The organism is Nocardia xishanensis NBRC 101358, assembly GCF_001613365.1.
GTDB lineage: Bacteria > Actinomycetota > Actinomycetes > Mycobacteriales > Mycobacteriaceae > Nocardia > Nocardia xishanensis.
Genome location: NZ_BDCF01000068.1, coordinates 23,999 through 35,360 on the forward strand (window position 1 = coordinate 23,999; position 11,362 = coordinate 35,360).

An 11,362-nucleotide genomic window follows, 5' to 3' on the forward strand; every position below is an offset into this window, starting at 1 on the left:
GGGTATGTCTGCACGTCAACACGATCGAGAAGGGACACACCTGGTGGCGGAACGCCTCACCGTGCGCGGAGCTCGGGAGCACAACCTGAAGGGGATCGATCTCGATCTGCCCCGCGACAGCTTGATCGTGTTCACCGGACTGTCCGGCTCGGGCAAATCCAGCCTCGCTTTCGACACCATCTTCGCCGAGGGCCAGCGCAGGTACGTGGAATCGCTGTCGGCCTACGCAAGGCAGTTCCTGGGCCAGATGGACAAGCCCGACGTCGACTTCATCGAGGGCCTCTCGCCCGCGGTGTCCATCGACCAGAAGTCCACCAACCGCAACCCTCGCTCGACCGTGGGCACCATCACCGAGGTCTACGACTACCTGCGTCTGCTCTACGCGCGCGCCGGCACCCCGCACTGCCCGGTCTGCGGCGAGCTGATCGCCAAGCAGACCCCGCAGCAGATCGTCGACCAGGTGCTCGCCATGGAGGAGGGCACCAAGTTCCAGGTGCTCGCGCCGGTGGTGCGCACCCGCAAGGGCGAGTTCGTCGACCTGTTCGACCAGCTCAACACCCAGGGTTACTCCAGGGTGCGGGTCGACGGCGTGGTGTATCCGCTCACCGACCCGCCGAAGCTGAAGAAGCAGGAGAAGCACGACGTAGAGGTGGTCGTCGACCGGCTCGCCGTCAAGCCGACCTCCAAGCAGCGTCTCACCGATTCGATCGAGACCGCGCTTCGCCTGGCCGACGGCATCGTGGTGCTCGACTTCGTCGATCGCGACGAGCACGCCCACGACCGGGAGCGCCGCTTCTCCGAGCGTCTGGCCTGCCCCAACGGGCACCCGCTCGACATCGAGGATCTCGAGCCGAGATCGTTCTCGTTCAACTCGCCCTACGGCGCCTGCCCCGACTGCACCGGCCTCGGCATCCGCAAGGAGGTCGACCCCGACCTCGTGGTCCCCGATCCCGAGCTCAGCCTCGCCGAAGGCGCCATCGCGCCGTGGTCGCGCGGGCAGACCGCGGAGTACTTCACCCGGCTGCTGTCCGGTCTGGCCGAGGCCATCGGCTTCTCCATGGACACACCGTGGCAGGACCTGCCGCTCAAGGCGCGCAAGGCCGTGCTCGAGGGCAGCCCCGACCAGGTGCACGTCTCCTACACCAACCGCTACGGACGCAAGCGCTCCTACTACGCCGACTTCGAGGGCGTGATGCCCTTCCTGCAGCGGCGCATGGAGAACACCGAGTCCGAGCAGATGAAGGAGCACTACGACGGGTACATGCGCGACATCCCGTGCCCGGTGTGCTCGGGCGCGCGGCTGCGCCCGGAGATTCTGGCCGTCACCATCTCGGCGGGCGAGGACAAGAAGTCCATCGCCGACGTCAGCGATCTGTCGATCGGCGACTGCTCGAAGTTCCTCAACTCGCTGACGCTGGGGGAGCGCGAGGCCGCGATCGCCGGGCAGGTGCTCAAAGAGGTGCAGGCGCGGCTCGGGTTCCTGCTCGACGTCGGCCTGGAGTACCTGACCCTCTCGCGTGCGGCCGCGACCCTGTCCGGCGGTGAGGCGCAGCGCATCCGGCTGGCCACCCAGATCGGCTCCGGCCTGGTCGGCGTGCTGTACGTGCTGGACGAGCCGTCCATCGGCCTGCATCAGCGCGACAACCGGCGGCTCATCGAAACACTCACGCGGCTGAAGAATCTCGGCAACACGCTGATCGTGGTCGAGCACGACGAGGACACCATCCGCGCCTCGGACTGGGTGGTGGACATCGGCCCGCTGGCCGGCGAACACGGCGGCCGGGTGGTGCACAGCGGCCCCTACCAGGAGCTGCTCACCGACCCGGATTCGCTGACCGGCGCGTACCTTTCGGGCCGCGAGCGGATCGCGGTGCCGATGGTGCGCCGCCCGGTGGACAAGAAGCGCAAGCTCACCGTCGTCGGCGCGAACGAGCACAACCTCAAGGGCATCGACGTCTCGTTCCCGCTCGGCGTGCTCACCTCGGTGACCGGCGTGTCGGGCTCGGGCAAGTCGACGCTGGTCAACGACATCCTGGCCACCGTGCTGGCGAACAAGCTCAACGGCGCCCGCCAGGTGCCGGGCAGGCACACCAGGGTCAACGGCCTGGATCACCTGGACAAGCTGGTGCAGGTCGACCAGTCGCCGATCGGCCGGACGCCGCGCTCGAACCCGGCCACCTACACCGGCGTGTTCGACAAGATCAGGACGCTGTTCGCGGCGACCACCGAGGCGAAGGTGCGCGGCTACCAGCCGGGCCGGTTCTCGTTCAACGTCAAAGGCGGCCGCTGCGAGGCATGCTCCGGTGACGGCACGCTGAAGATCGAGATGAACTTCCTGCCCGACGTGTACGTGCCGTGCGAGGTCTGCCACGGCGCACGCTACAACCGGGAAACCCTCGAGGTGCACTACAAGGGCAAGACCATCGCCGAGGTGCTCGACATGTCCATCGAGGAGGCCGCGGAGTTCTTCGAACCGGTCACCTCGATCCACCGCTACCTCAAGACGCTGGTCGACGTCGGCCTCGGCTACGTGCGCCTCGGCCAGAGCGCGCCGACGCTGTCCGGCGGCGAGGCGCAGCGCGTGAAGCTGGCGGCGGAACTCCAGAAGCGCTCCACCGGCCGCACCGTCTACATCCTCGACGAGCCGACCACAGGTCTGCACTTCGAGGACATCCGCAAGCTGCTCGGTGTCATCAACGGTCTGGTCGACAAGGGCAACACCGTCGTCGTCATCGAGCACAACCTGGACGTCATCAAGACCTCCGACTGGGTCGTCGACATGGGACCCGAGGGCGGCTCCGGCGGCGGCACCGTGGTGGCCGAGGGCACCCCGGAAGACGTTGCGGCCGTGCCGAACAGCTACACCGGCCAGTTCCTCGCGGAGGTGCTCGCACAGCCCGCGGCGTCGGCTCCGGTGAAGCGGGCGCCGGCGAAGAAGGCGGCCGCCAAGAAGACGGCGGCCAAGACGGCGGCCAAGGCGGCTCCGGCGGAGCCCGCGGCGAAGAAGGCCCCGGCCGACAAGGCGGCGAAGAAGGCCCCGGCGGAGACAGCCGCGGCGAAGCGTCTGGCCAGGAAGGCCGCTGCGCTGCGCTGATCGACGGCAGAAGTCGATCGAAGCAGCGGGGCTGATCTTCGACAACCGAACCGAAACGGCGAGTGGCCGCGTCCTGTGACGCGGCCACTCGCCGTTTCGGCATGCCCGGGTTTTTCGGGTCACGGAAACGCGGCAAAAAGTGAAATAAGCGTGTGTAAGATCTGGCTCACTGTGTCCGGGCGTGGCCGGGACAGTAACGGTGAGTGCACCGGACCGCGGCGCTAGTGCGCCCGAAACCGGTGGGAGAGAAAGGAATACCCCATGGAAGGCGTGGACATCGCCGCGCTGGTCGCGCAGATCCTCACGTTTCTCGGCAGTGGATCGTCCATCAATTACACCCCGGGCGCCTGAGCGCGCCCGACAGCGAAAGGAAACCCCATGGACAGCGGAAGCGCCGGACTGACCAGCCTCTTCCAGGCCATCGCCAACATGATCGCCACCGGCTCGTCGATCTCGGTCACGCCCGGACAGTGATCGCGCCGGGCGGGGCCGGTCGAGCGTCGGCCCGCCCCGTCTCGGCCGCGCCGCGCTCAGTTCGCCGCGGCGCCCGCGATGATCTCCGCCAATTCCGCGGGCTTCGACCACATCGGCCAGTGGCCGGTCGGCAGGTCGATCAGCGTCGCGTCGATGCGGGCGATCTCGCTGAACACCGGCGCCTCGCCGCTCGTGCTCAACTGCCGCACCAGCTCCGCGGTGATGCTGGTGCACACCACCGTCGTCGGCACGGCGAGGCGCGCGGGCGAATCACTCAGGCGCAGCGGCGCACCCGCGATGCTCGCCGGCTCCGACACCGCGCGCTCCCGGAACCGGGCCAGCTGCGCCGGGTCGAGCCCGACCAGGCTGTCGCCCTCCTCCGCCAATTGCTCCCAGCTCGGTAGCGGGTACTCGCGCGCCGCGCCGAGCGAATCGTTGAGCACGAAACCGTCCGGCACCGGCGCGCAGTCGACGTACACCGCGTGCACGAAGCGCTCCGGCGCGACATCGGTGGCCAGGTAGCCCGGCGACGCCGCACCCGAATGAGCCACCAGCACAGCGGATTCCGCGGGATCGATGGCCGCGAGGATGGCGCCGGCCTGCTCCTCGATGGTGGCCGCGAACCGGTCGTCGTCGGCGGGGTCGAGACCGGGCAGCGTCAGCGCGTGCACCTCGAAGCCGCGTCCGCGCAGGTCCTCGGCCACCTCGTCCCACGCCCACGCGCCGAGCCAGAATCCGGGAACAAGCAAGATCGGTGTCGCCATGTGTGCCAGCATGCCGCATCGGGCGGCGGACGCGGCCGATTCTCGCCTGTCGCAGCGTGATCGGCGGGTCAGGCGAGCGGTCGACCGGCAAACGCCACGCCGTATCGAACGGGGTGGCGCAACCGGCTCAGTAGACGGGGCCGGTGTACTTCTCGCCCGGACCCTTGCCCGGCTCGTCCGGGTGGGCGGAGGCTTCGCGGAACGCCCGCTGCAGGGACTGCAAACCCTCGCGGATGGGTCCCGCGTGCGGCCCGAGGTATTCGACCGAGGCCGTGACAAGGCCCGCGAGCGCCGTGATGACGCGGCGTGCCTCGTCGAGGTCGCGGCGCGGGCTGCTGTCCGGGTCATGGTCGGCGAGGCCGAGCTTTTCCGCGGCCGAACTCATCAGCATCACGGCGGCGCGGCTGATCACCTCGACGGCGGGGATGTCGGCCAGGTCACGCACGGTGGAGTCGAGCTCGTCAGTCATGCCCATCAGGCTAGCGAGGCCGCCCGGCGTGGTCGGAGCTGGCCGATCTCCGCGGCGTTCTTCATCGGCTCGGGTTCACCAGGGGCGGCGACATGTGTGACAGTGAGCCTGGCGTCTCGGGCCCACGGGTACGCCGCGGCGCGTCCGGATCGGCGCCGGCGCGCAACGCGCTTTTCGAGCCGATTCGGCGATAGCGGACGGCAATGCTAAACTTTCCGCTGACGACCGCCCCGAACTGTGTCGCCTGGCGTGACACGACCCGGGGCTGATAAGTGGAGCCCGACTCCCACCGTTACCGACGAGCAATCGTACTGGTCAAACGGTCCGGTCGCCCGCCCATTGTGGCGGGTTTCTTGCGCGAGAGCCGTCTCGCGCGCAAGAGTCGATGCCTGGCATCGGTGATCGGTCGACTCGGGCCCCGTTGCGGTGAAATACCGCACCGGGGCTTTTGTGTTGAACAAGGGGTTGCAGTTATTGCCTGCGGTCGTCTGACGACACCGCTTGACCTAGGAGGCCCCATCAGCACTGAGACCCGCATCAACGATCGCATCCGAGTTCCCGAGGTTCGACTCATCGGACCTGGCGGCGAGCAGGTTGGGATCGTGCGTGTTGAAGATGCGCTACGCGTCGCCCTCGAGGCCGATCTCGACCTGGTCGAGGTGGCTCCGGATGCCCGTCCGCCGGTTTGCAAGATCATGGACTACGGCAAGTTCAAGTACGAGACGGCGCAGAAGGCGCGCGAGTCTCGGAAGAACCAGCAGCAGACTGTGATCAAGGAGCAGAAGCTCCGGCCCAAGATCGACGACCACGACTACGAGACCAAGAAGCGGAACGTCGTTCGCTTCCTCGAAGCCGGGTCCAAGGTCAAGGTGACGATCATGTTCCGGGGTCGCGAGCAGTCCCGGCCCGAGCTCGGGTTCCGGTTGCTGCAGCGGCTGGCCTCCGACGTCGCGGACCTGGGTTTCGTGGAGACCTCGGCCAAGCAGGACGGCCGGAACATGACCATGGTCCTCGCGCCCCACAAGGGAGCGAAGACCCGCGTGAAGGCGCAGCAGGAATCGGCCGGACGGCCTGCCGCGAGCGCCGCGCCCGCCGGTGAGACCCCGGCCGCGGAGCAGGCCGAGTAGGCCACGCCCGCAGTTATACGAACAGACACCGGCGGTCGGCGACGACCGCCGGGACGACCAGATAGAGGAATCCATGCCGAAGATGAAGAGCCACAGCGGCGCCTCGAAGCGATTCAAGGTGTCCGGTAAAGGCAAGCTGCTGCGCCAGCAGGCGAACCGTCGCCACCTGTTCGAGCACAAGCCCACCCGCCGGACTCGTCGTCTGGACGGCACGGAGGTCGTCGCGGCTGCCGACGTCCGTCGCGTGAAGAAGCTGCTGGGTATCTGAGTCCCCTAGGGCAGCACCGCGACCGGAGATTCCGGACGCCACCCCCGACCAACCTCCCGGGCGCCGCACGCGCCCCCTATTCGATCAAGGACTGACCAAGTGGCACGCGTCAAGAGGGCCGTCAACGCTCAGAAGAAGCGCCGTTCCATCCTCGAGGCCTCCAAGGGCTACCGGGGCCAGCGCTCGCGGCTGTACCGCAAGGCCAAGGAACAGCAGCTGCACTCGCTCACCTACGCCTACCGGGACCGCCGGGCGCGCAAGGGTGACTTCCGCAAGCTGTGGATCGCCCGCATCAACGCCGCGGCGCGCATCAACGACATCACCTACAACCGCTTCATCCAGGGCCTGAAGGCCGCGGGTGTCGAGGTGGACCGCAAGATCCTGGCCGAGCTCGCCGTCTCCGACGCCGAGGCCTTCGCCGGTCTGGTCGCTGTCGCCAAGGCCGCCCTCCCGCAGGACGTCAACGCCCCGGCCGCCTGATCCGGCCGACCCTGTTGACCAAGGGACATCTTTCGGAACGACCCGCGGACGCGCTCTCCGAGCGCAATCCGCGGGTCGTTTCGGCTGTCAAGCTGCACCGCGCGCCGCAGCGCCGCAAGGCCGGGCTCTTCCTGGCCGAGGGGTCGAATTCGGTCACCGCGGCGCTGGAGACCGGCCGGGTGCGGGAACTGTTCTACTCCGCGGCCGCGGCGACGCGTGAGCACGAACTGATCGCCGGTGCGGCCGCCGCGGGCGTGCGCACCACGATGGTGAGCGACCGGGCCGCCGAGCATCTCGGGGAGACCGTCACCGCGCCGGGCCTGGTCGCGGTGTGCGAGCTGGTCGACGTGCCACTGACCGACATTCTCGGCACGCGCCCGCGGATGCTCGCCGTCCCTGTCGAGATCGCCGAGCCAGGCAACGCGGGCACCCTCATCCGGGTCGCCGACGCGGTGGGCGCCGACGGCGTGGTGCTGGCAGGCGACACCGTCGACCCGCACAACGGCAAGTGCGTGCGTGCCACCGCGGGCAGCCTCTTCCACGTGCCCGTCGCCCGGCACCACGACGTCGCGGAAACCCTGGATTCCCTTGCCGCCGCGGGCATCACGCTGCTGGCCACCACCGCCGCGGGCGAGGTCGACCTGGACGAGGCCGATGAACTCTTCCAGCGTCCGATCGCCTGGTTGTTCGGTAACGAGGCGCACGGCCTCGATCCTGCCGTCGCCGCGCGCGCCGACCACCGCGTCCGCATCCCCATCCACGGCCGCGCCGAGAGCCTCAACCTCGCCGCCGCCGCGGCCATCTGTCTCTATGCCAGTTCTCGTGTGCGACACGCGGGGGCGTTCTAGGGTTCGATCATGAGCGCCGGGGACGAACTACTGCGCCGGATCGAGGGCGATCCCGAGCTGGCCGGGCTGCTCGCCTGGCCGGGTGATTTCGACATCACGCGCCGTGAGCCGGTCGAGGACCTGCGGCTGCCGAGCGGTACGCCGCTCACGCCGATCGCGGGCGACCGGGCGGGCGGCACGTTCTTCCTGTGCGGCGCGCAGGGAACGGAGCGCCCGGTGCTCTACGCCGATTCCGAAGGCGGCGCGGTGCTGCTGGCCGCCGACCTGGTCGAGGCGGTCGCCTTGATCGCGACCTACCCGTACTGGCGCGATCTCGGCACGGGCCGCCCGGTGGCCGAACTCGAGGAGGAGTTCGCCGTCGACCGGCCGGAGTTCCTTGAGGTGCGCGCGGAACTGCTCGACCGGCTCGGCATCGCCGCGCCCGGCGTGGCGGAGGCGGTGCGCAAGATGCGGGCCAGCGCCGCGCGGACGGTCCCGGACTTCCTCCCTGTCGCTCCCGATGTGGAGGGCGACGCGGTGTACGTGCCGCTCTGGTGACCGACCGGGCCAGGCGCGATACCTGCGCGGATGCCCGCTTTCGTGCGCCGAGCGGCGGTGAACACGCGACCTCGGCGCCGACGCGCGGCCCGCACGCGGGTAATCCGCGTGAATCGGTCACGGCCGATCCAATAGGATTCCACCAGCAGCAATGTGGGTAGGCAATAAGCCGGACCCGCGAACCGATCCCCAGGGGAGAGACGAACGATCGTGGCCGACGACAACACCGGAGTCGAGCAGAACGCCGAGACGCAACCCGTCGCGCTGACCGAGGAGGCGCTGGCCGCGGCGGCGGCCGAGGCCGAGAAGGCGTTCGCGGCGGCCGCCGATCTGGACGCTCTCGCGGTGGCCAAGACCGAGCATCTCGGCGGCAAGGCGCCGCTGGCCCTCGCGCAGCGCGCCCTCGGCAGCCTGCCCAAATCGGAGAAGGCAGACGCGGGCAAGCGGGTGAACGTGGCGCGGGCGCGCGTCTCCGAGGCCTTCGAGTCCCGTCGCGCGGTGCTGCTCGCCGAGCGCGACGCGGCCGTGCTGGTGGCCGAGGCGATCGACGTCACGCTGCCCGCCCGCCGCGCACCGGTCGGCGCACGGCACCCGATCACCGTCATCTCCGAGCAGATCGCCGACGTGTTCGTCGCGATGGGCTGGGAGGTGGCCGAGGGTCCCGAGGTGGAGACCGAGCACTTCAACTTCGACGCGCTCAACTTCCTGCCGGACCATCCGGCCCGCACCATGCAGGACACCTTCCACATCGCGCCGGAGGGTTCGCGCCAGGTGCTGCGCACGCACACCTCGCCGGTGCAGGTGCGCTCCATGCTCGAGCGCGACCTGCCGATCTACGTGGTCTGCCCGGGCCGCACCTTCCGCACCGACGAGCTGGACGCCACCCACACGCCGGTGTTCTCCCAGGTGGAGGGCCTCGCGGTGGACAAGGGCCTGACCATGGCGCATCTGCGCGGCACCCTCGACGCGTTCGCGCGCGCGCTGTTCGGCCCCGAGACGCGCACCAGGATGCGCCCGAACTACTTCCCGTTCACCGAGCCTTCCGCCGAGGTGGACGTCTGGTTCCCGGACAAGAAGGGCGGCGCGGGCTGGGTCGAGTGGGGCGGCTGCGGCATGGTCAACCCCAAGGTGCTGATAGCCAGCGGCATCGATCCCGAGGTGTACAGCGGGTTCGCGTTCGGTATGGGCCTGGAGCGCACCCTGCAGTTCCGCAACGGCATCCCGGACATGCGCGACATCGTCGAGGGCGACGTGCGGTTCACGCTGCCCTTCGGCATCCGGTCCTGAACCGGCCCGATTACCCGAACTCCCTTCGATCGAGAGAGCGAAACCTCAAGTGCGAGTAGCGCAGTCCTGGCTGAGCGAGATCATCCAGCGCACCACGCCCGAGTGGTCGGTGACGCCGGAGGAACTGGATGCCGGGTTCGTCCGTGTGGGTCTGGAAGTCGAAGAGGTCGACAAGCTCCAGCGGGTGGCCGGTGACATCGACAAGCCGCTGGTCGTCGGCCGCGTCGCCGAGATCACCGAGCTGACCGAGTTCAAGAAGCCGATCCGCTTCTGCAAGGTCGACGTCGGTAACCCCGAGTTGCAGGAGATCGTCTGCGGCGCACGGAATTTCGCGGTCGGTGACCTGGTCGTCGTCGTGTTGCCCGGCGGTGAGCTGCCCGGCGGTTTCAAGATCGCGTCGCGCAAGACCTACGGTCACGTCTCCAACGGCATGATCTGCTCGGTCGCCGAACTCGGCATCGGCAAGGACCACTCCGGCATCCTGGTGCTCGAGCCCGGCACCGCCGAACCCGGCGCCGACGCCAACGAGCTGCTCGGCCTGAACGACACCGTGATCGAGCTGAACATCACGCCCGACCGCGGCTACTGCTTCTCGGTGCGCGGTCTGGCCCGCGAGCTGGCCTGCGGCTTCGACCTGGAGTACGCCGACCCCGCGGTGCGCACCCTGCCCGACGACGAGGCCGACGCCTGGCCGGTGCAGCTCGAGCCGTCCTCGAAGTGCACGCGGTTCGCGGTGCGGCGGGTCACCGGCATCGACCCGAACGCGGTCAGCCCGTGGTGGCTGCAGCGACGGCTGCTGCTGTCCGGCGTGCGCCCGATCTCGCCCGCGGTCGATGTCACCAACTACGTCATGCTCGAGCTCGGTCAGCCGCTGCACGCGTTCGACGCGGACAAGCTCAGCGGCGGCCTGGTGGTCCGCACCGCGAACAAGGGCGAGACGCTGCGCACCCTGGACGAGGTGGAGCGCGTGCTCGACGCCGAGGACGTGGTGATCGCCGACGATTCCGGCGTGGTCTCGCTGGCTGGCGTGATGGGCGGCGGCAGCACCGAGGTCGGCCCGGAGACCACCGACGTGGTGCTCGAGGCGGCCACCTGGAACCCGCTGCTGGTCTACCGCACCGCGCGCAGGCACAAGCTGGTGTCCGAGGCGGGCAAGCGCTACGAGCGCGTGGTCGATCCCGAGATCAACGTCGTCGCGCTGGACCGGGCGGCCACCCTGCTCGCCGAGATCGCGGGCGGCGTCATCGAGCCCGCGCTCACCGACGTGCGGGTGCCGACGCCGCAGGCCGAGCCGATCCGCATCGACATCGACCTGGCCGATCGCGTCGCGGGCGTCACCTACCCGACCGGCACGTCCGCCCGCAGGCTCGCCCAGATCGGCTGCACCGTCGAGGTGTCGGTGAACGAGGAGACCGGGCACGGTCAGCTGGTGGTCACCCCGCCGAGCTGGCGGCCCGACCTTGCCCAGCCCGCCGACCTGGTGGAGGAGGTGCTCCGGCTCGAGGGTCTGGAGCAGATCCCGTCGGTGCTGCCGACCGCGCCCGCCGGGCGCGGGCTCACCGCCGCGCAGCGCCGCCGCCGCGCGGTCAGCCGGGCGCTGGCCTTCGCCGGTGGTATCGAGGTGCCGCCGCCGATGTTCCTGCCGTCGGGCGTCTTCGACACCTGGGGCCTGGACGCCGACGACCCGCGCCGCGTCACCACCCGGGTGCTGAACCCGCTCGACGTGGAGCGTGCCGAACTGGCCACCACACTGCTGCCCGGCCTGTTCGAGGTGGCCGCGCGCAACATCTCCCGCGGCGCGCGTGACCTGACCGTCTACGGCATCGCCCAAGTGGTGCTGCCAGGGCCGAACACCAGGGCGGTCGAGGCGCTTCCGGTGGACCGCCGCCCGACCGACGAGGAGATCGCCGAGCTGGTCGACTCGCTGCCCGCGCAGCCGGTGCACGTCGCCGTCGTGCTCACGGGCCGCCGCGAGCCGCGCGGACCGTGGGGTCCGGGTCGTCCCGCCGAGGCC

The 11,362-nt window shown here is 69.6% G+C and carries 10 protein-coding genes; 8 read left to right on the plus strand and 2 right to left on the minus strand.

Annotation, left to right across the window (positions count from 1 at the left end):
• The first annotated feature begins 43 nt into the window (after nucleotides 1-43).
• Entirely contained in the window at nucleotides 44-3,094 is a 3,051-nt protein-coding gene (gene uvrA, locus NX1_RS32140; RefSeq protein ID WP_068067954.1) for an excinuclease ABC subunit UvrA, read from the plus strand.
• A gap of 530 nt (nucleotides 3,095-3,624) precedes the next feature.
• Here the strand turns inward: uvrA and NX1_RS32145 are convergent.
• Both NX1_RS32145 and NX1_RS32150 read right to left on the minus strand, forming a co-directional pair.
• Nucleotides 3,625-4,332 carry an alpha/beta fold hydrolase gene (locus NX1_RS32145; protein WP_068067981.1) on the minus strand — a complete coding sequence of 236 codons (708 nt, stop codon included), beginning with the start codon at nucleotides 4,330-4,332 and terminating at the stop codon, nucleotides 3,625-3,627.
• Nucleotides 4,333-4,459: 127 nt separating this feature from the next.
• A complete protein-coding gene (locus tag NX1_RS32150) occupies nucleotides 4,460-4,801 on the minus strand; it encodes a DUF1844 domain-containing protein (protein ID WP_068067984.1) in 342 nt (113 codons plus the stop codon).
• A gap of 473 nt (nucleotides 4,802-5,274) precedes the next feature.
• Here NX1_RS32150 and infC point away from each other — a divergent pair, with 473 nt between their 5' ends.
• The 7 genes from infC to pheT form a co-directional block, all read left to right on the plus strand.
• Complete coding sequence (gene infC / locus NX1_RS32155) at nucleotides 5,275-5,928, plus strand: translation initiation factor IF-3 (RefSeq protein WP_084501921.1); 654 nt, start codon at nucleotides 5,275-5,277, stop codon at nucleotides 5,926-5,928.
• A gap of 73 nt (nucleotides 5,929-6,001) precedes the next feature.
• Nucleotides 6,002-6,196: a 50S ribosomal protein L35 gene (gene rpmI / locus NX1_RS32160; protein ID WP_040706116.1), complete on the plus strand. Its 195-nt coding sequence runs from the start codon at nucleotides 6,002-6,004 to the stop codon at nucleotides 6,194-6,196.
• A gap of 99 nt (nucleotides 6,197-6,295) precedes the next feature.
• Entirely contained in the window at nucleotides 6,296-6,676 is a 381-nt protein-coding gene (gene rplT, locus NX1_RS32165; RefSeq protein ID WP_039797323.1) for a 50S ribosomal protein L20, read from the plus strand.
• Nucleotides 6,677-6,690: 14 nt separating this feature from the next.
• Nucleotides 6,691-7,524: a TrmH family RNA methyltransferase gene (locus NX1_RS32170; RefSeq protein ID WP_068067956.1), complete on the plus strand. Its 834-nt coding sequence runs from the start codon at nucleotides 6,691-6,693 to the stop codon at nucleotides 7,522-7,524.
• A gap of 9 nt (nucleotides 7,525-7,533) precedes the next feature.
• A complete protein-coding gene (locus tag NX1_RS36695) occupies nucleotides 7,534-8,061 on the plus strand; it encodes a hypothetical protein (protein ID WP_068067959.1) in 528 nt (175 codons plus the stop codon).
• A 210-nt stretch (nucleotides 8,062-8,271) separates the two neighbouring features.
• Nucleotides 8,272-9,348, plus strand: a complete 1,077-nt coding sequence (pheS, locus tag NX1_RS32180; protein ID WP_068067962.1) for a phenylalanine--tRNA ligase subunit alpha — start codon at nucleotides 8,272-8,274, stop codon at nucleotides 9,346-9,348.
• A gap of 49 nt (nucleotides 9,349-9,397) precedes the next feature.
• A partial coding sequence (gene pheT / locus NX1_RS32185) for a phenylalanine--tRNA ligase subunit beta (RefSeq protein ID WP_068067965.1) occupies nucleotides 9,398-11,362 on the plus strand: 1,965 nt, incomplete at its 3' end.

Coding starts and splice junctions, on each gene's coding strand:
- rpmI (WP_040706116.1), top strand. CDS start 6,002: ATGCCGAAGATGAAGAGCCACAGCGGCGCCTCGAAGCGATTCAAGGTG.
- NX1_RS32145 (WP_068067981.1), bottom strand. CDS start 4,332: ATGGCGACACCGATCTTGCTTGTTCCCGGATTCTGGCTCGGCGCGTGG.
- NX1_RS36695 (WP_068067959.1), top strand. CDS start 7,534: ATGAGCGCCGGGGACGAACTACTGCGCCGGATCGAGGGCGATCCCGAG.
- NX1_RS32150 (WP_068067984.1), bottom strand. CDS start 4,801: ATGACTGACGAGCTCGACTCCACCGTGCGTGACCTGGCCGACATCCCC.